The following is a 22,297-nucleotide window of genomic DNA, read 5'->3' as shown; positions in this document are numbered from 1 at the left end:
CGGTCCACGGACCGCGCGGGGCGCTCGTCGTTCGCCGTACCGGCCTCAGAGCTTGCGCAGGGAGAGCCGCTGGACCTTGTGGTCGGCGCTCTTGCGGACGACGAGGTTGGCGCGGCCGCGGGTGGGGGCGACGTTCTCCAGGAGGTTGACCTTGTTGATCGTGCGCCACATCGTGCGGGCGTAGTCCAGCGCCTCCTCCTCGCTGACCTGCGTGTACTTGCGGAAGTACGAGGAGGGGTCCTGGAACGCGGTCTCGCGCAGCTTGCGGAAGCGGCTCAGGTACCAGCGCTCGATGTCCTCGGGCCGGGCGTCCACGTACACGGAGAAGTCGAAGTAGTCGGCGAGGCCCACGCGGGTGCGGCCGTCCTTGCCGGGCAGGGCCGGCTGGAGGACGTTGAGGCCCTCGACGATGAGGATGTCCGGGCGGCGCACCGTGAGGCGCTGACCGGGCACGATGTCGTAGATCAGGTGCGAGTAGACGGGCGCGGTGACCTCGTCCTTGCCGGCCTTGATGTCCGCGACGAACCGGGTGAGCGCCCGCCGGTCGTACGACTCGGGGAAGCCCTTGCGGGACATCAGGCCGCGCGCCTTGAGCTCCTTCATCGGCAGCAGGAACCCGTCCGTCGTGACCAGCTCGACGCGCGGGTGCTCGGGCCAGCGGGCCAGGAGCGCCTGGAGGAGGCGGGCCACGGTCGACTTGCCGACGGCGACGGACCCGGCGACGCCTATGACGAACGGGGTGCCGCGCTGGGCGCCCTTCTCGCCGAGGAACGTGTTGAGCGCCCCGCGCAGGTTCGCGGAGGCGCCCACGTAGAGGTTGAGGAGCCGGGAGAGCGGCAGGTAGATGTCGCGGACCTCGTCCAGGTCGATGACGTCGCCGAGGCCGCGCAGCCGCTCCACCTCGTCGGCGGTGAGCGGCAGCGGCGTCTTGTCCCGCAGCGCGCTCCACTCGGCCCGGGTCAGGTCGACGTACGGCGTCGACTCGGCACGCCGGGACGCGCCCGGGGAGGTGCCGGACGGGGGTGTGCTGCTTCGTGGCGGCGAAGTGATCACAGGGCCATTGTCGGTCGTACGGGGCGGCCGTGGGGGGTGTGCTCGGTCACGTGGGTGGCGCCGGGCACCGGCGCGGGGCGGCCCGTGCCCGCCGGTCGGGTCGGAGTCGCGCCGGGCGGGCCGGTGCGCGGCGATCCCGCCGGGGTGCGGGTCTAGGCTGCCGTCCATGTGCGGAATCGTGGGATACGTCGGCGGACGGTCGGCGCTTGATGTCGTCATCGCGGGGCTGAAGCGGCTGGAGTACCGGGGCTACGACTCGGCCGGGGTCGCCGTGCTCGCCGACGGCGGGCTCGCCGCCGCCAAGAGGGCGGGCAAGCTCGTCAACCTGGACAAGGAGCTGGCCACCCGGCCCCTGCCGAGCGGCTCCACCGGGATCGGGCACACCCGGTGGGCCACCCACGGCGGCCCGACCGACGCCAACGCGCACCCGCACCTCGACAACGCGGGCCGCGTCGCCGTCGTCCACAACGGCATCATCGAGAACTTCGCCACCCTGCGGGCCGAACTCGCCGACCGCGGCCACGCCCTCGCCTCCGACACCGACACCGAGGTCGTCGCGCACCTCCTCGCCGAGGCCCACTCGTCCACCGCCGACCTCGCCGAGGCGATGCGGCAGGTGTGCCGGCGCCTGGAGGGGGCGTTCACCCTGGTCGCCGTCCACGCCGACGAACCGGACGTCGTCGTCGGCGCCCGCCGCAACTCGCCGCTGGTCGTCGGTGTCGGGGAGGGCGAGGCGTTCCTCGCGTCCGACGTCGCCGCGTTCATCGACCACACCCGTTCCGCGATCGAACTGGGCCAGGACCAGGTCGTCGAACTGCGCAGGGACGGCGCCGTCGTCACCGACTTCCACGGCGCGCCCGCCGAGGTGCACGCGTACCACGTGGACTGGGACGCGTCCGCCGCCGAGAAGGGCGGCTACGCCTCCTTCATGCTCAAGGAGATCGCCGAGCAGCCCAAGGCCGTCGCGGACACGCTGCTCGGCCGGATCGACGCCGAGGGGTCGCTGACGCTCGACGAGGTGCGCATCCCCGTCTCCGTGCTGCGGGAGGCCACCAAGGTGGTCATCGTGGCGTGCGGCACCGCCTTCCACGCGGGGCTCATCGCCAAGTACGCCATCGAGCACTGGACCCGCATCCCCTGCGAGGTCGAGCTGGCCAGCGAGTTCCGCTACCGGGACCCGATCCTCGACCAGCGGACGCTGGTCGTCGCGATCTCCCAGTCCGGCGAGACCATGGACACCCTCATGGCGCTGCGGCACGCCCGCGAGCAGGGCGCCCGCGTCCTGGCCATCTGCAACACCAACGGCTCCACCATCCCCCGCGAGTCCGACGCCGTGCTCTACACGCACGCCGGGCCCGAGGTCGCCGTCGCGTCCACCAAGGCGTTCCTGACCCAGCTCGTCGCCTGCTACCTCGTCGCGCTGTACCTGGGGCAGGTGCGCGGCACCAAGTGGGGCGACGAGATCCGCGCCGTCATCCGGGACCTCGCGCGGATCGCGGAGGACGTGGAGCGGGTCCTGGAGACCATGGAGCCCGTGCGGGAGCTGGCCCGGTCCCTCGCCGGCCACGACACGGTGCTGTTCCTCGGCCGGCACGTCGGCCACCCCGTGGCGCTGGAGGGCGCGCTGAAACTCAAGGAGCTGGCGTACATGCACGCCGAGGGGTTCGCCGCCGGCGAGCTGAAGCACGGGCCGATCGCGCTCGTCGAGGAGGGCCTGCCGGTCGTCGTGGTCGTGCCGTCGCCGCGCGGGCGGTCCGTCCTGCACGGCAAGATCGTGTCGAACATCCAGGAGATCCGGGCGCGGGGAGCCAGGACGATCGTCATCGCGGAGGAGGGGGACGAGGCCGTCGTCCCGTACGCGGACCACCTGATCCGCGTCCCCGTCACGCCGACGCTCCTGCAGCCGCTCGTGTCCACCGTGCCGCTGCAGGTCTTCGCCTGCGAGCTCGCCACCGCCCGCGGCAACGAGGTCGACCAGCCGCGCAACCTCGCCAAGTCGGTCACCGTCGAATGATCATCGGGGTGGGGATCGACGTCGCCGAGATCGACCGGTTCGCCGAGGCGCTGGAACGCACTCCGCCGCTGGCGCGGCGGCTGTTCCTGGAGCGGGAGCTGTACCTCCCGAGCGGCGAGCGGCGGGGGGTCGCCTCGCTCGCCGCGCGGTTCGCCGCGAAGGAGGCCGTCGCCAAGGCGCTCGGCGCGCCGTCCGGGCTGCACTGGACGGACGCGGAGGTGTACGTGGAGGAGAGCGGGCAGCCGCGGCTGCGGGTGCGCGGCACGGTCGCCGCACGCGCCGCGGAACTGGGCGTGCGGCACTGGCACGTGTCGCTCAGTCACGACGCGGGGGTGGCGTCCGCCGTGGTGATCGCCGAGGGTTGAGCGTATGCGTACTGCGTATCGCGTTCGGAGCGTGCGGGCCGCCGAGGCCGCGCTGATGGCCGGGCTCCCGGAGGGGGCGTTGATGCAGCGGGCGGCGGCCGGACTGGCCGGCGCCTGCGCGGGGTTGCTGGGGCGGGTGTACGGGGCGCGGGTCGTCCTCCTCGTCGGCGGCGGCGCCAACGGCGGTGACGCCCTGTACGCCGGGGCGCGGCTCGCCCGGCGCGGGGCGGGGGTGTCGGCGGTGCCGCTCGGCGCGCGGATCCACCAGGGCGGCCTCGACGCGCTGGTGCGGGCCGGGGGGCGGGTCGCGGACGACCCGTTCGCCGTGCTGGCGCGCGCCGACCTGGTCCTGGACGGGATCACCGGGATCGGCGGGCGCGGCGGCCTGCGCCCGGACGCCGTGCCGGTCGTCCGGGCGTCGCGCGCCTCCGGGGCGGTGGTGGTCGCCGTGGACCTGCCGAGCGGCGTCGACGCGGACACGGGAGCCGTCGACGGGGAGGCGGTGCGGGCCGACGCGACGGTGACGTTCGGGGCGTACAAGCCGGGGCTGCTCGTCGACCCGGCGCGGGAGTACGCGGGCGCCGTGCGGCTCGTCGACATCGGCCTCGGGGACCTGCTGCCGACGCCGGAGCTGGAGGCACTCCAGCACGCCGACGTGGCGCGGCTGCTGCCGGTGCCGGCGGCGGAGAGCGACAAGTACCGGCGCGGGGTCGTCGGGGTCGTCGCCGGGTCGGCGCGCTACCCGGGCGCGGCCGTGCTGGCCGTCGCGGGCGCGCTGCGCGGCGGCGCGGGGGCCGTGCGGTACGTGGGGCCGGCCGGTGACGCCGTGCTGGCCCGGTACCCGGAGACGCTGGTGCACCCGGGGCCGCCGGGGCGGGCGGGGCGGGTCCAGGCGTGGGTGATCGGGCCGGGGCTCGCGGACACGCCGGGCGTGGAGGACGTCCTGGCCTCGGACGTGCCGGTGCTGGTCGACGCGGACGGGCTGCGGCCGCTGGACCCGGCGGCGGTACGGGCCCGCCCGGCGCCGACCGTGCTCACCCCGCACGCGGGCGAGGCGGCGGCCCTGCTGGGCACCGCCCGCGAGGACGTGGAGGCGCGGCGGCTGGAGGCGGTGCGGGAACTGGCGGGGCGGTACGGGGCGACGGTGCTGCTGAAGGGCTCCACGACGCTGGTCGCCGACCCGGACCCGGACGTCCCGGTGCGGGTGAACCCGACGGGGACGCCGTGGCTGGCCACGGCCGGCAGCGGCGACGTCCTGTCGGGCCTGACGGGTTCGCTCCTGGCGGCGGGCCTGGCCCCGCGCGACGCGGCGTCGACGGCGGCGTACCTGCACGGCCTGGCGGCCCGCCGCGCGGCCCGGGGCGCCCCGCTGACCGCCCACGAGGTGGCCGAGGCGCTGCCGGGCGCCTGGCGGGACGCGGCGGGGGCGCCCCGGGCCGGCCTGGACGGCGGGCCGGCGGGGACCGAGGGCGGCGCCGGGCGGCGGCCGCCGGGCTCGTAGGATTTGGTCGTTTTCCAGGGGGTGGGAGAGATCGTGGGGGAGAACCCGCACGTCGCCGCGCTGACGCGGCTCATGCCGCCGGTCCACGGGGCGGACGAACAGGTCGACTGGGCGGCCGCCGAGGCCCGGTGGGGGGTCGGGTTCCCCACCGACTACCGGGACTTCATGGCCCGGTACGGCGGCGGCTCCATCAACGGCGAGGCCGTCGTCCTGCTGCCGCTGCCGCGGGAGGGCCTGCGGTGGCCGCCCGCCGACCTCGCCGAGGAGACCGCGAACGTCCGGCACGCCTGGCGAGCGGAGGGCGGCCGCGACGCGCTGGACGTCGACCCGGAGCACCTCCTCGCCTGGGGCGTCACGGCCGGGCCGGACATCCTGTGCTGGCTGACCTCCGACGCGGACCCCGACCGGTGGCCGGTCGTCGTGCGCGGGCGGCACACGTCGCCGACGTTCACCGTCCACCCCTGCGGCATGGCGGAGTTCCTGTACCGGCTGCTGGCGGACGAGTACGACGACCCGCCGGTCAGCCTGGTCTTCTGGGACGGCGCGCCGGTCCGCTTCGTGCACTGGCGGGAGGAGCAGCGCCGCTACCTGGCGGGCCTCGACCCGGTCACCGGCGACCCCGACCCGTACGCCCAGCCCCGCCCGGACCGGCCGGGCGGCGCCTGACCCGGCGCGGCGGCCGGGTGCCGGGGCCGGCGGATCGGTGCCGGGGCCGGTGGGCGGGCGCGGTCGGAGCGGGACGGACGCCGTCGCGGGGCGGGGTCCGTCGGAGCGGGGCGGGGTCCGCCGGAGTGAGGTGGGTGACAGGGCCGGGCGCCGGGGGACCGGGGGCGTACCTGAGACACTGGGCGCGATGAGTGAGACACCGCAGCGCTCCCGCGCCACCCACGAGCCCGAGCGCCCCGACAACCGCGCCCGTGCCGAGATCGACCTCGCCGCGCTCCGCGCCAACGTCCGCGCGCTACGGGCCCGGGTCGCGCCGAGCGGCGCCCGGGTCATGGGGGTCGTGAAGGCCGACGCGTACGGGCACGGCGCCGTGCCGTGCGCCCGCGCCGCACTCGACGCGGGGGCCGCCTGGCTCGGCACGGCCACCCCCTACGAGGCGCTCGCGCTGCGCGCCGCCGGGATCGACGCCCCGGTCCTGTGCTGGCTGTGGACGCCCGGCGGGCCGTTCCGCGCCGCCGTCGACGCGGACGTCGACATCGCCGTCAGCGGACTGTGGGCCCTCGACGAGGTCGTCGCGGCCGCCCGCGCCGCCGGCCGCCCCGCCCGGATCCAGCTCAAGGCCGACACCGGCCTCGGCCGCAACGGCTGCCTGGCCGGCGACTGGCCCCGCCTCGTCGGCGAGGCCCTGAAGGCCCAGGCCGACGGCGACGTGCGGGTCACCGGCCTGTGGTCCCACTTCGCCTGCGCCGACGAGCCCGGCCACCCCTCGATCGACGCCCAGCTGACGCGCTTCCACGAGATGCTGGAGTACGCGGAGAAGGCCGGCGTCGAGCCCGAGGTGCGGCACATGGCCAACTCGCCCGCCACCCTCACCCTCCCCGAGACGCACTTCGACCTCGTCCGCACCGGCGTGGCGATGTACGGCATCTCGCCCAGCCCCGAGCTGGGCACCCCCGCCGACTTCGGGCTGCGGCCCGTGATGCGGCTGAGCGCCGACGTGGCGTCCGTGAAGCAGGCGCCGCAGGGCCTCGGCATCAGCTACGGCCACCACTACGTCACCGACCGCGAGACGACCCTCGCCCTCGTCCCGCTCGGCTACGCGGACGGCGTCCCCCGCCACGCCTCGGGCCGCGGCCCCGTGCTGCTGGGCGGCGCCGTGCGGACCGTGGCCGGCCGGGTCGCGATGGACCAGTTCGTCCTGGACCTGGGCGACGACACGGTGGAGCCGGGCGCCCGCGCGGTGCTGTTCGGGCCCGGCGACGACGGCGAGCCCACGGCCGAGGACTGGGCGCGGGCGGCCGGGACCATCGCGTACGAGATCGTCACGCGCGTCGGCGCGCGCGTGCCGCGCGTCCACCTCCACGAGCGGGGGTAGTGGGGGAGTCGTGACGGAGACCGGGACGGGGACGGGGGCGGGCGCGGCGGCCTCGGCGGTCGGCGCGGCCGTCGTGGAGGCGGCCGCGGCGGCGGGCGAGGTGGCGGCGGCCGGGATCTGGCGGCGGCGCGCCGGGGTCGCGGGCGCGGCCATCGGCGTGGTCGCGGCGGGCGCGGCCGCGGGGGTCGCCCTGGAGCGGCTCACCGTGGGCCGGGGCGTCCGCCGGAAGGCCCGCCTCGCCCTGGACGCCTCCGCCCCCTACGGCGCCCTGCGCGGCACCCCCGGCACGGCGAGCGCCGACGACGGCACCGTCCTGCACTACGAGACCGAGGACCCCGACGGCCCCGCGGGCGCCTCCCGCGCCGGGCGCCCCACCGTCGTCTTCAGCCACGGCTACTGCCTCAGCCAGGACTCCTGGCACTTCCAGCGGTCCGCCCTGCGGGGCCTGGTGCGCGGCGTGTACTGGGACCAGCGCAGCCACGGGCGGTCCGGACGGGGGGCCGGGCCCGTCTCCATCGACCGGCTCGGACGCGACCTGAAGGCCGTCATCGACGCGGCCGCGCCGGAGGGGCCCCTGGTGCTGGTCGGGCACTCCATGGGCGGGATGACCGTCATGGCGCTGGTGGACCAGTACCCGGAGCTCGTCCGGGACCGCGTCGCCGGCGTCGCGTTCGTCGGCACCTCCTCGGGGCGGCTCGCGGAGCTCACCTACGGCCTGCCCACGGTGCCCGCCCAGGCGGTGCGGCGCGTGCTGCCCGGCGTCCTGCGGGCGCTCGGGACGCGCGCGGAGCTGGTGGAGCGGGGGCGGCGGGCCACGGCCGACCTGTTCGCCGGGCTGGTCAAGCGGTACAGCTTCGGGTCGCGGGACGTGGACCCGGTCGTCGCCCGGTTCGCCGAGCGGATGATCGAGGCGACGCCGATAGACGTGGTCGCGGACTTCTACCCGGCCTTCGCCGAGCACGACAAGGCCGACGCGCTGGCGGTCCTCGCCGAGGCGGGCGTCCCCGTCCTGGCCCTGGCCGGCGAGAGGGACGTGGTCACGCCCCGGTCGCACACCGAGGCCATCGCCGCGCTCCTGCCGGGCGCGGAACTGGTCCTCGTGCCGGACGGGGGGCACCTGGTGATGCTGGAGCACCCGGAGGCGGTCACGGCGCGGCTGCGGGAACTGCTGGTGCGGGCCGGCGCGCTCGCCCCGGACGCGGCGGGGGCGGCCACCGGCAGCGGTTAGGTTGGCGGGTATGGAAGCAGCGCACACCGACACCACGGGGACCACCGGGACCCCCACCACCACCGCCCGCCTCACCGTCCACTCGCCCGAGGAGATGCAGGAGCTCGGCCGCGCCCTCGCCGGGCTGCTGCGCCCCGGCGACCTCGTGATGCTCACCGGCGAGCTGGGCGCCGGCAAGACGACCCTGACGCGCGGCCTCGGCGAGGGCCTCGGCGTGCGCGGCGCGGTCACCTCCCCGACGTTCGTCATCGCCCGCGTCCACCCGTCCCTGGTCGGCGGCCCCGCGCTGGTGCACGTCGACGCGTACCGGCTGGGCGGCGGCCTCGACGAGATGGAGGACCTCGACCTGGACGTCTCGCTGCCCGACTCGGTGGTCGTGGTCGAGTGGGGCGAGGGCAAGGTCGAGGAGCTGACCGACGACCGGCTGCACGTGGTGATCGACCGGGTCGTCGGTGCCACGGACGACGACCGGCGCGAGGTGACGCTGACGGGCGTGGGGGCGCGCTGGCAGGGCGTGGACCTCGTTCCGCGCTGATCACACGCCCCGCGTACCGGCGGACGCCCGTACTTTCCGACAAGTTGTCGGCACATTGTTGCGCCGTACCTCCGAGGCGTGGTCACATGGATACCAGTCGCTGGTTAGGTCTACCTAACTCGCCCGTCCCGCCAGCGGAGCCAGGAGGCAACCATGCCGCAGCAGCAGCCGGACCGGCCGCAGCCGTCGGGGGTGTCCATGCGTGACCTGCTGGCGTCCTGCGCGGCCGCGAACGCCGTGTCCACCCCGCCGCGCCCGGCCCTCGCCCGGGAGCCGGCCCGGGCCGACGGCGAGTCCGACGACACGGCGGCCGACGCCGACCGCCCGGAGGGCCGCCCGGAGGAACACGAAGCGCCCCGGGCCGCGTGACCGCCGCCACGGGGCGCACCCGGAGCGCCGGAAGGGCGTGACGCGCGCGGCGCCGCGCCCGTCAGGGGACGACGACGACCTTCGCGTCGACCGTCGCGAACGTCCACAGCGCGTCGCCGTCCGCCCGCGCCATCCGCACCCCGCCCGTACGGCGGGTCGGGTCGGGGCTGGACATGGAGCCGTCGACGGCCGCGCTGAAGCCGACCGTGACCCCCTCCACCGTCGCGAACCGCACCACGTGCTCGACCTGCACCCCGTCGGAGCCGCGGACCGTGCCCGACCGGGACGTCACCGCGTACGTACCGGGCGCCGGGCTGACCGCGCTCGGCATGACCGGGAAGGTGCGGATGACCTTGCCGCTCTCGTCGACCAGCCAGACCCGCCGGTCGGCCAGCGCGTACACGACCCGCTCACCGGAACCCGACCCGGGCGGCAGGGCCAGGGCGTCGTCCGCGGGCTTGCCCGGCGCGCCCGGCGCGGAGGGGGCGGCCGACGCGGACGGCGAGGGGGAGCCGGTGGCCTTCGCCCCGGACCGGAGGTCGGCGGGGGCGGTGGCCGACGCCTGGTAGGCGAGGAAGCCGACCGCCGCGAGCGCCGCCGCCGTGAGCCCGGCCACGAATCCCGAGCTGCTCCTTGCCACGCTGCCCCACCTCTCATACGACGTATCGATGTGACCGTAGCACCAGCGCCCGGCCGGTACGGGGGCGCCGTGCCCACCCCGCGGGCGCCGTAGGCTGTTCGCGTGCTGTTGCTCGCCATGGATACCGCCACCCCCGCCGTCACCGTCGCCCTCCACGACGGCCAGTCCGTCGTCGCCCAGTCGAGCCAGGTCGACGCCCGGCGGCACGGGGAGCTGCTGCTGCCCGCCGTCCACCGCGTCCTCGGCGAGGCGGGCCTGAAGCTCGACGCCGTCACGGGCGTGGTCGTGGGCGTCGGCCCCGGCCCGTACACCGGGCTGCGGGTCGGCCTGGTCACGGCGGCCACGTTCGCCTCCGCGCTCGGCGTCCCCGTGCACGGCCTGTGCACGCTGGACGGCCTCGCGTACGCCTCCGGCATCGACGAGCCGTTCGTCGTCGCGACCGACGCGCGGCGCAAGGAGGTCTACTGGGCGCGGTACGACGACCACCGCACCCGCGCGACCGAGCCTTCCGTCGACCGGCCCGCCGACATCGCGGACCGGGTGGCCGGCCTCCCGGCCGTCGGCGCCGGGGCGCGGCTGTACGGCGAGGTCTTCGCGGACGCCCGCGACCCCGAGCACCAGTCGGCCGCCGCGCTCGCCGCCCTCGCCGCCGAACGGCTCGCGGCCGGCGGGGAACTGCTGGATCCGCTGCCGATGTACCTGCGCCGCCCCGACGCGCAGGTGCCGAAGAACTACAAGGTGGTCACGCCGAAGTGACCGGGCCCGTGCTGCGCGAGATGCGCTGGTGGGACATCGCGCCGGTGCTGGACCTCGAACGGGAGCTGTTCCCGGAGGACGCCTGGTCGGAGGGGATGTTCTGGTCCGAGCTGGCCCACGCGCGCGGCCCGCGGTCGACCCGCCGGTACGTCGTCGCGGAGGAGCCCGCGACGGGCGCGGAGGGCGGGTCCGGCGGGCACGCCGCGCGGATCGTCGGGTACGCGGGGCTCGCGGCGGCCGGCGGGCTCGGCGACGTCCAGACCATCGCCGTCGCCCGCGACCACTGGGGCACCGGGCTCGGCGCCCGCCTGCTGACCGAGCTGCTCCACCACGCCACCGCCTTCGAGTGCGAGGAGGTGCTCCTGGAGGTGCGGGTGGACAACACCCGGGCCCAGAGGCTGTACGAGCGCTTCGGCTTCGAACCGATCGGCTTCCGCCGCGGCTACTACCAGCCGGGGAACGTCGACGCGCTCGTGATGCGGCTGACCGTCCAGGACACGGCCGAGACGCCCGAACCGCCCGGCCCCGCCGACACCCCCGAGCCCGCTCCCGGGCCCCCCGGGACCGCTTCCGCACTCCCCGGGACCGCTCCCGGGCTTCCCGGACCTTCCGGGACCACCGAGCCAACCGAGACCACCGAGACCACTGAGAGCGCTGAGACCCATGGCTGACGAACCCCTCGTCCTCGGTATCGAGACCTCCTGCGACGAGACCGGCGTCGGCATCGTCCGCGGCACCACCCTGCTCGCGAACGCCGTCGCGTCGAGCGTGGACGCGCACGCCCGGTTCGGCGGCGTCGTCCCCGAGATCGCCTCCCGCGCCCACCTGGAGGCCATGGTCCCGACCATCGAGCGCGCCCTGAAGGACGCCGGGGTCTCCGCGCGCGACCTCGACGGCATCGCGGTCACCGCCGGCCCCGGCCTCGCGGGCGCGCTGCTCGTCGGCGTCTCCGCCGCCAAGGCGTACGCCTACGCCCTGGACAAGCCGCTGTACGGGGTGAACCACCTGGCGTCGCACATCTGCGTCGACCAGCTGGAGCACGGCCCGCTGCCCGAGCCGACGATGGCGCTGCTGGTCAGCGGCGGCCACTCCTCGCTGCTCCTCGCCCCCGACATCACCTCCGACGTCCGCCCCATGGGCGCCACGATCGACGACGCGGCGGGCGAGGCCTTCGACAAGATCGCGCGCGTGCTGAACCTGGGCTTCCCCGGCGGCCCGGTCATCGACCGGCTGGCCAAGGAGGGCGACCCGAACGCCATCGCCTTCCCGCGCGGACTGACCGGGTCGCGCGACCCCGCGTACGACTTCTCCTTCTCCGGCCTCAAGACCGCCGTCGCCCGCTGGGTCGAGGCCAAGCGGAACGCCGGCGAGGACGTGCCCGTACGCGACGTGGCCGCGTCGTTCCAGGAGGCGGTCGTCGACGTGCTGACCCGCAAGGCCGTGCGGGCCTGCAAGGACCAGGGCGTCGACCACCTGATGATCGGCGGCGGCGTCGCCGCCAACTCCCGGCTGCGCGCCCTGGCGGAGGAGCGCTGCGAACGCGCCGGCATCCGGCTGCGGGTGCCCCGCCCCGGCCTGTGCACCGACAACGGCGCGATGGTCGCCGCGCTCGGCGCCGAGATGGTCGCCCGCAACCGGCCCGCCTCCGACCTGGAGCTGTCCGCGGACTCGTCGCTGCCGGTCACGGACCCCCACGTGCCGGGGAACCACGACCACGACCACGACCACGACCACCTGCACGAGATCAGCAAGGAGAACCTGTACTCGTGACGGTCACGCTGATGTGGGAGGCCCGCGCCGTCCCCGGCCGCGGCGCCGACCTCCTGGAGTGGGCCCGCGCCCAGCGGCTGCCCGCCCTGCCGCTGCGCCGCGAGACGTTCACCGCGGCGCAGGACCGGGTCCTGGTCCTGACCTGGTGGGACGCCCCGGAAGGCGCGCCGCTCCCGGAGCTCCCGGAGCCGCCCGCCGACCTGCTCACCCGCCCGGTCCACCGCTGGAGCTTCGTCTCGCACGGCGTCGCCGACGGGGCCGGGGAGGAGCTTTTGGGGGACGCCCCCGGCCGCCCCGATCCGGGGGCGGCCCGTTCGTCGTAGGGACGGGAGACGGGGAACGGCCCCGCCCGCCCGCTCCGTTCGCGGCGGGCGGGCCGGTACCCCCGGCGGGGGGCGGCCGGGCGGCGGGCGTCTAGCCTCTCCCCGTGTCCCCCAGCCTCCGTGACCTGCCGCCGCCCCCGCCGCCCCCGCACCTGCGCACCTGGCCCGACCGTGCGGCGCTGCTCGCCGACCGGGACCGGGCGATGGGCGAGTTGGGCGGGCGGATGCTCGGCGGCGGCCGGCTGGCGGCGTTCCTGCTGTGGCTGCTGCTGCTGGAGGTCGGCTGGGGGCTGGTCGGCGCCGCGCTCGTCACGTTCGACGAGGCCCTGGACCCGCTCGGCGCCGCCGTGTCCGTCGTCCTGGCCGGGCTGGGCGCCGGGGCGCTCCTCCCCGCCGCGTACTTCCAGGTCGCGGGCGTGCGCCGGGACCTGACGGCGCGCCGGCTGTTCGCCCGGTGGGCCGCCCTGGACCGCGCCCCCGCGCACGACGCCCGCCACCGGGCGCCCGGGCCGAGCCTGACGTGGCTGCTCGTGTCGTTCGCGCTGTGCGCGGCCGGGCTGGGGCTCTGCGTCGCGGTGCCCGTGTCGGCGCGGCCGGGCACCACCACGTACGCCGAGGTCGCGTACGGGGTCGGCGCCGGGCTCCTGCTGTGGCTCAGCGGCCTCGCGGGCGCGGCGAAGGCCGTGGCCCACTACCGGCTGGCCGTACGGCTGCTCAGCCCCGCTCCGCCGGCGCCGCGGCCGGCCGCCCCACCAGCATCGTCGGAGCACCCGCCACCCGCGTGAGGAACACCGTCGCCGCGTGCGGGCCCTTCGGCTTCACCCGGCGGCGCACCTCCTCCGGCTCCACCGCCGAGCCGCGCTTCTTCACCGTCAGGGTGCCCACCTCGCGCTCCCGCAGCAGCGCCTTCAGCCGCTTCAGGTTGAACGGCAGCTCGTCGGTGATCTCGTACGCGGCGGCGTACGGCGTCGGGCGCAGCTCGTCCGCCGTGACGTACGCGATCGTCTCGTCGACCAGCCCGCCGTCCAGCCGCGCGGCGACCTCCGCGACCAGGTGCGCCCGGATGACGGCGCCGTCCGGCTCGTACAGGTAGCGCCCGACCCCCCGGACCGGCGGGGCGGGCAGCGGCGCGGACGTGGCCAGGGCGGCGCCGGACGGCAGCAGCGTCGCCCGCACGGACCCCGGAGCCGTACCGAACCACAGCACGGCCTCCTTCACGTCCCCGCCGTCCGAGATCCACTCCGCCTCGGCCTCCGGCGGCACCACCTCGTGCGGGATGCCCGGCGCGACCTTCAGCGCCGCGTACGGGGCCCGGCGGGCCGCGTCCACCGCCCACGACAGGGGCGGCGAGTACGCCTCCGGGTCGAAGATCCGGCCCCGCCCGCCCCTGCGCGCCGGGTCGACGAACACGGCGTCATACGCGGAGGTGTCGACCTCCGTGACGTCGGCGCAGCGCACCTCGACCAGGTCGGCGATCCCCAGCGCCTCGACGTTGGCGCGGGCGACGGCCGCCGTGAGCGGGTCGCGGTCGACGGCGAGGACGGCGATGCCCGCGCGGGCCAGCGCCACCGCGTCGCCGCCGATGCCGCAGCACAGGTCCGCGACGCGCCGCACGCCGAGCCGGGCGAAGGACGCCGCGCGGTGGCGGGCGACCGAGGCGCGCGTGGACTGCTCGACGCCGTTCGGGGTGAAGAACATCCGGTACGCGTCGTCGGCGCCGAACTTCGCCACCGCCCGCTGCCGCAGCCGCGCCTGCCCGAGCGCCGCCGACACCAGCTCCGCGGGGTGGTCGCGGCGCAGCCGGGAGGCGACGGCCAGCTCCTGGGCGGGGTCGTAGTGGCGCAGGTCGGCGAGGAGGCCCCGGCCCTCGTCGGTGAGGAGCGAGGAGAAGGCGGCGAGATCGGTCACCCGTCCCATTCTGGTCCAGCGTGGGCCGGCCGGGGGACGGGCGCCGGCCCGGCGGCGGTGTCGGCCGGGTGCGGGGGCGCCGCGCTGACAGGATGCGGCGCCATGCAGCTAGTACGACAAAAGCGTCCATCATCGGTAAATCGGATCAATCGGGGAGTGGCCGCGGTGCTGCTCGCCGCCGCCCTGGGGACGGCCTGCGCGGCGGAGGGCGCCGGCCCGCCCGGCACCGGCGCGGCGGGCCGCCACGGCGGGCAGGAGCAGGGCGGGCAGGAGCGGGGCGGGCAGGGGCCGCAGGCCCCGCAGGCGCGGCCGCGGACCGCGTCCGGGGCACTGGCCGCGTACGTCGAGCGGTTCCGGCGGGAGCACGCGGCCCGCGCGGCCGCCGCCAGGCGGTGGGGCCTGCGGCGGACGCCGCTCCTCCCGCCGGACCCGCCGAAGGTGAAGCCGGAGATCACCTTCCGCAAGGGCTTCGAGGTCGGCGACCCGAGCCTCCCGCCGGTCTTCACCACCGTCCCCACCCGCGACCGCGTCGTGTTCCTGACCATCGACGACGGCGCGGAGAAGGACCCCGAGCTGCTGCGGATGATGTCCGAACTCGACATCCCGTACAGCGCCTTCCTCAGCGACTACCTGGTCAAGGAGGACTACGGCTACTTCAGGCGCATGCGGGACCTCGGCGTCGCCCTGCACAACCACACCCTCACCCACCCCTACATGCCCGCGCTGTCGTACGCGGAGCAGAAGCACGAGATCTGCGGCCAGCAGGACGTCATCGAGCGCCACTACGGCAAGCGGCCCACGCTGTTCCGCCCGCCGTACGGCAACTACGACTCCGACACGCTGCGCGCCGCGCGGGACTGCGGGATCAAGGCCGTGCCGCTGTGGACCGCCGAGGCGTTCCCCGACCGCATGGAGTGGCGCGAGTGGGACCGCGACCTGCATCCGGGCGACATCGTCCTCACCCACTTCCGCGGCCGCGGCGACTGGAAGGGGTCGATGGCCGACATGGTCCGGCAGGCCATGGACACCATCACGGCGCGCGGGTACGCGGTGGCCCGGCTGGAGGACTACGTGTAGCGGCGACGCGCCGCGGCGGCGCCCGGCCCGGCTTCCGCCGCACGTCAGTGCGGGTACGGACGCGGCGCGCGGCCGGTGACTGGCACTCCGCTTGACCGAGTGCTAACCGCGGTCATAGTCTCGGCTCTGGCACTCCCCGCAGGAGAGTGCCAACACAGCGACGGGCAGGTCCGGCACCCGCGACGACGGATCCACCTGGTCGCCACCTCAGACAGTTGACCCCGTGAGATCTCCGAAGGGGGAGGTCGGATCGTGACGACCACCAGCTCCAAGGTTGCCATCAAGCCGCTCGAGGACCGCATCGTGGTCCAGCCGCTCGACGCCGAGCAGACCACGGCCTCTGGCCTGGTCATTCCGGACACCGCCAAGGAGAAGCCCCAGGAGGGCGTCGTCCTGGCCGTCGGCCCGGGCCGCTTCGAGAACGGCGAGCGCCTGCCGCTCGACGTCAAGGCCGGCGACATCGTGCTCTACAGCAAGTACGGCGGCACCGAGGTGAAGTACAGCGGCGAGGAGTACCTCGTCCTCTCGGCCCGCGACGTGCTCGCGATCGTCGAGAAGTAATCCACCACGTGCCGTGAACCGCGCCCCTGGCCCCCGCTGATGTGCTGCCGCACGTACGCCGGGCGGCGAGGGGCGCCGTTCTCTCTCCATCCAGTACCGAGAGGGCTGAATCGCTCCCATGGCGAAGATCCTGAAGTTCGACGAGGACGCCCGTCGCGCCCTTGAGCGCGGCGTCAACAAGCTTGCCGACACCGTCAAGGTGACGATCGGCCCCAAGGGCCGCAACGTCGTCATCGACAAGAAGTTCGGTGCGCCCACCATCACCAACGACGGTGTCACCATCGCCCGCGAGATCGAGGTCGAGGACCCGTACGAGAACCTCGGCGCCCAGCTGGTGAAGGAGGTGGCGACCAAGACCAACGACATCGCGGGTGACGGCACCACCACCGCCACCGTCCTGGCCCAGGCGCTCGTCCGCGAGGGTCTGCGCAACGTCGCCGCGGGTGCCTCCCCGTCCGCCCTGAAGAAGGGCATCGACGCGGCGGTCAAGGCCGTCTCCGACGAGCTGCTCGCCACGGCCCGCCCGATCGAGGAGAAGTCCGACATCGCCGCGGTCGCCGCGCTGTCCGCCCAGGACCAGCAGGTGGGCGAGCTGATCGCCGAGGCCATGGACAAGGTCGGCAAGGACGGCGTCATCACCGTCGAGGAGTCCAACACCTTCGGCCTGGAGCTCGACTTCACCGAGGGCATGGCCTTCGACAAGGGCTACCTGTCGCCGTACATGGTCACCGACCAGGAGCGTATGGAGGCCGTCCTCGACGACCCGTACATCCTGATCCACCAGGGCAAGATCGCCGCCATCGCGGACCTGCTGCCCCTCCTGGAGAAGATCATCCAGACCGGTGGCTCCAAGCCGCTGCTGATCATCGCCGAGGACGTCGAGGGCGAGGCCCTGTCGACCCTCGTCGTGAACAAGATCCGCGGCACGTTCAACGCCGTCGCGGTCAAGGCCCCCGGCTTCGGCGACCGCCGCAAGGCGATGCTCGGCGACATGGCCGCCCTCACCGGCGCCACCGTGATCGCCGAGGAGGTCGGCCTCAAGATCGACCAGGTCGGCCTGGACGTGCTGGGCACCGCCCGCCGCGTGACCGTCACCAAGGACGACACCACCATCGTCGACGGTGGCGGCAACTCCGAGGACGTCACGGGCCGCGTCGCCCAGATCAAGGCCGAGATCGAGACGACCGACTCCGACTGGGACCGCGAGAAGCTCCAGGAGCGCCTCGCGAAGCTCGCCGGCGGCGTGTGCGTCATCAAGGTCGGCGCCGCCACCGAGGTGGAGCTGAAGGAGAAGAAGCACCGTCTGGAGGACGCCATCTCCGCGACCCGCGCCGCGGTCGAGGAGGGCATCGTCTCCGGTGGTGGCTCCGCGCTGGTCCACGCCGTGAAGGTGCTCGAGGACAACCTCGGCAAGGAAGGCGACGAGGCCACCGGTGTCGCGGTCGTCCGCCGCGCCGCCGTCGAGCCGCTGCGCTGGATCGCCGAGAACGCCGGTCTCGAGGGCTACGTCATCACCTCGAAGGTCGCGGACCTCGACAAGGGCCAGGGCTTCAACGCCGCCACCGGCGAGTACGGCGACCTGGTCAAGGCCGGCGTCATCGACCCGGTGAAGGTCACCCGCTCCGCGCTGGAGAACGCCGCGTCGATCGCCTCCCTCCTCCTCACCACCGAGACCCTCGTGGTGGAGAAGAAGGAAGAGGAGCCGGCGGACGCGGGCCACGGCCACGGCCACGGCCACGGTCACTCCCACTGACGCACCGTCAGCGCCCGCGCGTCCCGGCCCCGCCGCCGGGGCGCGCGCCGGACACGGCGAGGCCCGGTACCCCCTCGGGGGTACCGGGCCTCGCCCGTACCGGTGCCGCCCGCCCTACCGCGGGCCGTACTTGCGCCCCGCCCGCGAGCTCACCCCGCCCAGCAGCCCGCGCGGCACCAGCTTCACCACGCCCATCAGCGCCTTGTACCGCGGGTCCGGGACCGACAGCGTCCGCCCGCGCGCCAGGTCCGCCAGCGCGTCCGCCACGACCCGGTCGGCGTCCAGCCACATCCACCCCGGGATGTTGTCCGTGCCCATCCCGGCCCGCTGGTGGAACTCCGTCCGTACGAAACCGGGGCACAGCGCCATCAGCCGCACCCCGCTCCCCGCCAGGTCCCGCGCCGCGCCCTGGGTGAACTGCACGACCCACGCCTTCGACGCCCCGTAGGTGCCGCGCGGCACGAAGGCGGCGACGGACGCGACGTTCACCACGCCGCCCCGCCGCCGCTCCCGCATCGTCGCCGTCGCCGCGGCCGTCAGCCGCAGCACCGCCTCGCAGTGCACCTTCAGCATCTTCAGCTCGTCGGCCATCGCCACGTCGAGGAAGCGGCCCTTGTTGCCGAACCCCGCGTTGTTGACCAGCAGGTCCACCGGCCGCTTCGGGTCGGAGAGCCGCGCCTCCACGGCGGCGATGCCCGCCTCCCGGGCGAGGTCCGCGGGCAGCACCTCCGCCTCCACACCGTGCCGGTCGTGCAGTTCGGTCGCCTGCTCCCGGAGTCGTTCCACGTCGCGGGCGACCAGGACCACGTCGTGGCCGTCGGCCGCCAGCCGCCGCGCGAAGGCGGCCCCGATACCCGCCGTCGCGCCAGTAATCAGTGCACTCGTCATACGCGGCACGTTAGTGCCCCGCCCGGACGCGCCGTAGCCCCGCCCACCGGCCCCGGCGCGCGCCCGGTGCGGGGCCCGGCTCAGGGGACCGGCACTCCGGGCGCCTGCTCCGCGTACCGCCGTGCCGCCTCCAGCAGTTCCGGGTGCGGGGCGTCGCCCGCGGCCAGGACCCGCGGCAGCAGCTCGCGCCGCGTGGTCTGCGCGCGGAACGCCAGCGCCACGGTCACGTCGTGGTCCGGCCGGTGGACGATCTCGACCGGGTCGCCGGCCCGGACCTCGCCCGGCTCGACCACCCGCAGGTACGCCCCCGGCGCCCCGTGCTCGGTGAACCGCCGCACCCACCCCTGCTCGCCCAGCCAGCCCGCGAAGGTGCGGCACGGCACCCGCGCGTCCGTCACCTCCAGCACCAGCGACGCGCCGATCCGCCACCGCTCCCCGAGCAGCGCCCCGTCCACGTCGACCCCCGAGGTGGTCAGGTTCTCCCCGAAGGAGCCGTTCGGCAGTGGCCGGCCCAGCGCCTCCTCCCAGCGGTCCAGCTCCTCGCGCGCGAAGGCGTACACCGCCTGGTCCGAGCCGCCGTGGTGGCGCAGGTCGCACACCGCGTCCCCGGCCACGCCCCCGCCGCCGACCCCCTTGGGCCCCGGGTCCGCCACCCGGACGGGCCCGCCCACCGGGACCTTCGCGATCCCGGTCTCGCCGCTCGGCGCGTTGGTGTACCCCACCTTCCTCCGCCGTCCCGTGTTGACCGTCAGCACCCGCATCGCCGTGATCTCGTCCATGGGCCGCACGCTAGCGCCGCTTCGCCCAAAGATTCCACGTCATATTTCGCGCGAACTTAAAGGGACCCTTATATTCGAGGCTGTGATCGAAGCCCGTCACCTCCGAGTCCTCCGCGCCGTGGCCGCCACCGGCTCCTTCTCCGCCGCGGCCCGAGAGCTGGGCTGCACCCAGCCGGCCGTCAGCCAGCAGATGAAGGCCCTGGAGTCCTCCGCCGGCACGCCCCTGCTCATCCGCACCGGCCGCGAGATGCGCCTGACCCAGGCGGGCGAGGCCCTGGTCCGGCACGCCGCGGGCATCCTCGCCGGACTGACCGCCGCCGAGGAGGAGGTCGCCGCCATCGCGGGCCTGCGCGCCGGCCGCGTCCGGCTCGTCTCCTTCCCGAGCGGCAGCTCCACGCTCGTCCCGACCGCCCTCGCCGCCCTGCGCGCCGCGCACCCCGGCACGCGGGTCTCCCTCGTCGAGGCGGAGCCGCCCCGCTCGGTGGAGATGCTCCGCGAGGGCGACTGCGACATCGCCCTGGCCTTCCGGTACGCGGGCGGCGCCGCCGAGTGGGACGACCTGGTGGTACGGCCGCTGCTCACCGACCGGCTCGTCGGCCTCGTCCCCGAGGGGCACCGGCTGGCCGGCGCGGACGCCGTGGCCATCGGCGAGCTGGCCGAGGAGCCCTGGATCGCGGGCTGCCCCCGGTGCCGCCGCCAGCTGGTCGAGGTGTGCGAGGACGCCGGCTTCACGCCCCGCATCGACTTCGCGACCGACGACTACCCGGCGGTCGTCGGCCTCGTGGGCGCGGGCCTCGGCGTGGCGGTCCTGCCGGAGCTGGCGGTCGAGTCCGTACGGCCCCGGGGCGCCCGCACGGTCGCGGTCGAGCCGCCGCTGGAGCGGGAGATCGTCGCCCTCACCCTGCCGGACCTGGCGCAGGTCCCGGCCGTCGCGGCCACGCTGGGCCGGCTGGCGGAAGCGGCCTCGCGCGGGTAGGGGCGGACCCAGGGGGGAGCGGCCCGGGCGGGGACGAGTCCGGGCGTGGCGCGCGGGCGGCTTCGCCGCGCGGGCGGGGACGTACCCGGGAGTCGTGCGGGGGCACGCCCGGGGACGCCGGGGGCACCGGCGGCAGCGCGTACCGGCTTCGCGCGGGCCGCGGCTTCGCACGCGGGGACGCGTCGCGGGGCGGCCTCCGGCCCCGGGGCGCGTCGGGGCAGCGGGAGGGGCGGGGCGCCACCTGCTGTGCGCGTCCCCGCTGAAACGTTCCTTCAGACGAGGGGGTCTGACCCGTGGTCAGCCGTTTCCCGCCGGTGCCGCGGACGTGGTGACCAGCCGGGTGCGCGCCCGGCCCATCAGTTCCTCGCGCTCGTCCTCGGTGAGGCCGCCCCATACGCCGTAGGGCTCGCGCACGGCCAGGGCGTGGGCCGCGCACTGGGCGCGCACCGGGCAGCGCATGCAGACCTCCTTCGCCGAGTTCTCACGCGCGCTCCGAGCCGCGCCGCGCTCTCCCTCGGGATGGAAGAACAGGGAACTGTCGACCCCTCGGCAGGCCGCGAGCAGCTGCCAGTCCCACAGGTCGGCGTTGGGTCCGGGAAGGCGGGAGAAATCTGCCATGGCGCATGTCCCCTTGGTGCCGGTACTGAGCTTACTGAGCGGACTACTTGTCGCAGTAGATGTAAATATGACTCATTGCGAATCTAGCTACAGACACCGCCAAAGGGAAGGAAAAGCCGCTAAATGGGGCATAGCTCTGAGTGGAGCGGTGGTGACCTGCGACGCTCTGCTCCGTGTGCACCCCTTCACGTAGAGTGTCGAAGGGGTGCTGGTACCCGTAACTCTTTCGAGTGACCGTCGTTGAGAGTGCGAGGCGGTTGAAAGAAAAAGCGCTCGGGCAGGCGTCCGAGGGTGTCAACCGCACAGGTGACGATTCGTAACCAGCCTGGAGGCCCAAGGTGACGCGCATCAGCTGCGGAGGACGGCCATGACATCCGTCCTCGTCTGCGACGACTCCCCGCTTGCCCGAGAAGCGCTCCGCCGCGCCGTCGCGACCGTGCCCGGCGTCGAGCGCGTGACCACCGCGGCCAACGGCGAGGAAGTCCTCCGCCGCTGGGGCGCCGACCGCTCGGACCTGATTCTGATGGACGTGCGCATGCCCGGCCTGGGCGGCGTGGAAACCGTCCGCCGGCTGCTCTCCGCGGACCCCGGCGCCCGCATCATCATGCTCACGGTCGCCGAGGACCTCGACGGCGTCGCCCTCGCCGTCGCCGCCGGCGCCCGCGGGTACCTGCACAAGGACGCCTCGCGCGCGGAGCTGCGGGCCACGGTCACGCAGGCCCTCGCCGACCCGACCTGGCGGCTCGCCCCGCGCCGGCTGCGCTCCGCCGAGATGGGCGCCGCGCCGACGCTCACGGCCCGGGAGATCCAGGTGCTGGAGGGCATGAGCCACGGCCGGTCGAACGCCGAGATCGGTCGCGAGCTGTTCCTCTCCGAGGACACGGTCAAGACCCACGCCCGGCGGCTCTTCAAGAAGCTGGGCGCCTCGGACCGTGCCCACGCCGTCGCCCTCGGCTTCCGCTGGGGCCTGGTGCGGTAGCGCGACCCGGGCCCCGAGGTGGCCGTTTCGGTCCCCGTCCGCCGCGCGGCGGACGGGGCGGCGCAGGCCCGATGTCTGTTTCCTGCGCGATGCCGCATCCTTGAGGGGTGGAGTTCCTCGGGGACGAGTCGATCGAGCGGGAGGGGAGGGCGCAGGGGATGAC

23 protein-coding genes and 1 pseudogene are annotated in these 22,297 nt (G+C 75.2%); 18 read left to right on the top strand and 6 right to left on the bottom strand.

What is annotated here, in order from left to right; genetic code table 11:
* Positions 1 to 45: 45 nt before the first annotated feature.
* Positions 46 to 1,053, bottom strand: a complete 1,008-nt coding sequence (gene coaA, locus IE106_RS03120) for a type I pantothenate kinase (RefSeq protein ID WP_189529665.1) — start codon at positions 1,051 to 1,053, stop codon at positions 46 to 48.
* A gap of 166 nt (positions 1,054 to 1,219) precedes the next feature.
* Between coaA and glmS the strand changes: the two genes are divergently transcribed.
* The 8 genes from glmS (at position 1,220) to IE106_RS03080 (ending at position 9,106) form a co-directional block, all read left to right on the top strand.
* Positions 1,220 to 3,067: a glutamine--fructose-6-phosphate transaminase (isomerizing) gene (gene glmS, locus IE106_RS03115; protein WP_189529664.1), complete on the top strand. Its 1,848-nt coding sequence runs from the start codon at positions 1,220 to 1,222 to the stop codon at positions 3,065 to 3,067.
* A complete protein-coding gene (locus IE106_RS03110) occupies positions 3,064 to 3,432 on the top strand; it encodes a holo-ACP synthase (protein WP_189529663.1) in 369 nt (122 codons plus the stop codon). The genes glmS and IE106_RS03110 overlap by 4 nt, the downstream gene beginning before the upstream one ends.
* 4 nt (positions 3,433 to 3,436) lie before the next feature.
* Entirely contained in the window at positions 3,437 to 4,933 is a 1,497-nt protein-coding gene (locus IE106_RS03105; protein ID WP_229839965.1) for an NAD(P)H-hydrate dehydratase, read from the top strand.
* A 33-nt stretch (positions 4,934 to 4,966) separates the two neighbouring features.
* Positions 4,967 to 5,599, top strand: a complete 633-nt coding sequence (locus IE106_RS03100) for an SMI1/KNR4 family protein (protein ID WP_229839962.1) — start codon at positions 4,967 to 4,969, stop codon at positions 5,597 to 5,599.
* Between the two features lie 187 nt (positions 5,600 to 5,786).
* Complete coding sequence (alr, locus tag IE106_RS03095; protein WP_189529661.1) at positions 5,787 to 6,974, top strand: alanine racemase; 1,188 nt, start codon at positions 5,787 to 5,789, stop codon at positions 6,972 to 6,974.
* Between the two features lie 73 nt (positions 6,975 to 7,047).
* Positions 7,048 to 8,202: an alpha/beta fold hydrolase gene (locus IE106_RS03090; protein ID WP_189529660.1), complete on the top strand. Its 1,155-nt coding sequence runs from the start codon at positions 7,048 to 7,050 to the stop codon at positions 8,200 to 8,202.
* Positions 8,203 to 8,212: 10 nt separating this feature from the next.
* Complete coding sequence (gene tsaE, locus IE106_RS03085; RefSeq protein WP_189529659.1) at positions 8,213 to 8,737, top strand: tRNA (adenosine(37)-N6)-threonylcarbamoyltransferase complex ATPase subunit type 1 TsaE; 525 nt, start codon at positions 8,213 to 8,215, stop codon at positions 8,735 to 8,737.
* Between the two features lie 153 nt (positions 8,738 to 8,890).
* Positions 8,891 to 9,106 (top strand): hypothetical protein, encoded by a 216-nt coding sequence (locus IE106_RS03080; RefSeq protein ID WP_189529658.1) that lies wholly within the window; start codon positions 8,891 to 8,893, stop codon positions 9,104 to 9,106.
* 61 nt (positions 9,107 to 9,167) lie between these two features.
* On the opposite strand, the gene IE106_RS03075 is transcribed toward IE106_RS03080, so the two are convergent.
* Positions 9,168 to 9,746 (bottom strand): L,D-transpeptidase, encoded by a 579-nt coding sequence (locus tag IE106_RS03075; RefSeq protein WP_229839960.1) that lies wholly within the window; start codon positions 9,744 to 9,746, stop codon positions 9,168 to 9,170.
* Between the two features lie 102 nt (positions 9,747 to 9,848).
* Between IE106_RS03075 and tsaB the strand changes: the two genes are divergently transcribed.
* The 5 genes and pseudogenes from tsaB to IE106_RS03050 all read left to right on the top strand — a co-directional run bounded on the left by tsaB (position 9,849) and on the right by IE106_RS03050 (position 13,380).
* Positions 9,849 to 10,502, top strand: a complete 654-nt coding sequence (gene tsaB, locus IE106_RS03070; RefSeq protein ID WP_189529657.1) for a tRNA (adenosine(37)-N6)-threonylcarbamoyltransferase complex dimerization subunit type 1 TsaB — start codon at positions 9,849 to 9,851, stop codon at positions 10,500 to 10,502.
* Positions 10,499 to 11,011 (top strand): annotated as a pseudogene (gene rimI, locus IE106_RS03065) (ribosomal protein S18-alanine N-acetyltransferase); the annotation flags it as partial. The gene tsaB and the pseudogene rimI, both read left to right, overlap by 4 nt.
* A 154-nt stretch (positions 11,012 to 11,165) precedes the next feature.
* Complete coding sequence (gene tsaD / locus IE106_RS03060) at positions 11,166 to 12,272, top strand: tRNA (adenosine(37)-N6)-threonylcarbamoyltransferase complex transferase subunit TsaD (protein WP_189529655.1); 1,107 nt, start codon at positions 11,166 to 11,168, stop codon at positions 12,270 to 12,272.
* The gene (locus IE106_RS03055) at positions 12,269 to 12,595 is read left to right on the top strand and encodes a hypothetical protein (protein ID WP_229839958.1); all 327 of its coding nucleotides are present in this window, start codon (positions 12,269 to 12,271) and stop codon (positions 12,593 to 12,595) included. The genes tsaD and IE106_RS03055 overlap by 4 nt, the downstream gene beginning before the upstream one ends.
* Positions 12,596 to 12,699: 104 nt before the next feature.
* On the top strand, positions 12,700 to 13,380 hold the full coding sequence (locus tag IE106_RS03050) for a hypothetical protein (protein WP_189529654.1): 681 nt from the start codon (positions 12,700 to 12,702) through the stop codon (positions 13,378 to 13,380).
* Here IE106_RS03050 and IE106_RS03045 read toward each other — a convergent pair.
* Positions 13,310 to 14,512, bottom strand: a complete 1,203-nt coding sequence (locus IE106_RS03045; RefSeq protein ID WP_189529653.1) for a class I SAM-dependent methyltransferase — start codon at positions 14,510 to 14,512, stop codon at positions 13,310 to 13,312. The two genes, IE106_RS03050 and IE106_RS03045, sit on opposite strands and share 71 nt — an antisense overlap.
* Positions 14,513 to 14,605: 93 nt before the next feature.
* Between IE106_RS03045 and IE106_RS03040 the strand changes: the two genes are divergently transcribed.
* The 3 genes from IE106_RS03040 (at position 14,606) to groL (ending at position 17,894) form a co-directional block, all read left to right on the top strand.
* Positions 14,606 to 15,580 carry a polysaccharide deacetylase family protein gene (locus tag IE106_RS03040; RefSeq protein WP_189529652.1) on the top strand — a complete coding sequence of 325 codons (975 nt, stop codon included), beginning with the start codon at positions 14,606 to 14,608 and terminating at the stop codon, positions 15,578 to 15,580.
* Positions 15,581 to 15,832: 252 nt separating this feature from the next.
* Positions 15,833 to 16,141, top strand: a complete 309-nt coding sequence (gene groES / locus IE106_RS03035; RefSeq protein ID WP_189529651.1) for a co-chaperone GroES — start codon at positions 15,833 to 15,835, stop codon at positions 16,139 to 16,141.
* Between the two features lie 118 nt (positions 16,142 to 16,259).
* On the top strand, positions 16,260 to 17,894 hold the full coding sequence (groL, locus tag IE106_RS03030) for a chaperonin GroEL (RefSeq protein WP_189529650.1): 1,635 nt from the start codon (positions 16,260 to 16,262) through the stop codon (positions 17,892 to 17,894).
* Between the two features lie 114 nt (positions 17,895 to 18,008).
* Here the strand turns inward: groL and IE106_RS03025 are convergent, their stop codons facing one another.
* Both IE106_RS03025 and IE106_RS03020 read right to left on the bottom strand, forming a co-directional pair.
* Positions 18,009 to 18,782 (bottom strand): SDR family NAD(P)-dependent oxidoreductase, encoded by a 774-nt coding sequence (locus IE106_RS03025; RefSeq protein WP_189529649.1) that lies wholly within the window; start codon positions 18,780 to 18,782, stop codon positions 18,009 to 18,011.
* An 80-nt stretch (positions 18,783 to 18,862) separates the two neighbouring features.
* The gene (locus tag IE106_RS03020) at positions 18,863 to 19,543 is read right to left on the bottom strand and encodes an MOSC domain-containing protein (protein ID WP_189529983.1); all 681 of its coding nucleotides are present in this window, start codon (positions 19,541 to 19,543) and stop codon (positions 18,863 to 18,865) included.
* Between the two features lie 100 nt (positions 19,544 to 19,643).
* Between IE106_RS03020 and IE106_RS03015 the strand changes: the two genes are divergently transcribed.
* Positions 19,644 to 20,537, top strand: coding sequence for a LysR family transcriptional regulator (locus tag IE106_RS03015; protein WP_189529648.1), 894 nt, complete (start codon positions 19,644 to 19,646; stop codon positions 20,535 to 20,537).
* A gap of 297 nt (positions 20,538 to 20,834) precedes the next feature.
* Here IE106_RS03015 and IE106_RS03010 read toward each other — a convergent pair whose 3' ends face one another.
* On the bottom strand, positions 20,835 to 21,155 hold the full coding sequence (locus IE106_RS03010) for a WhiB family transcriptional regulator (RefSeq protein ID WP_189529647.1): 321 nt from the start codon (positions 21,153 to 21,155) through the stop codon (positions 20,835 to 20,837).
* A gap of 367 nt (positions 21,156 to 21,522) precedes the next feature.
* On the opposite strand from IE106_RS03010, the gene IE106_RS03005 reads away from it, so the two are divergent.
* Positions 21,523 to 22,134, top strand: coding sequence for a response regulator transcription factor (locus IE106_RS03005; RefSeq protein WP_003948568.1), 612 nt, complete (start codon positions 21,523 to 21,525; stop codon positions 22,132 to 22,134).
* The last annotated feature ends 163 nt before the right edge of the window (positions 22,135 to 22,297 follow it).

The sequence above is a fragment of the Streptomyces roseolilacinus genome (assembly GCF_014649335.1).
Classification (GTDB): Bacteria; Actinomycetota; Actinomycetes; order Streptomycetales; family Streptomycetaceae; genus Streptomyces; species Streptomyces roseolilacinus.
The sequence above is the reverse complement of the archived record's forward strand: the minus strand, read 5'-3'. Positions and strand labels throughout refer to the sequence as shown.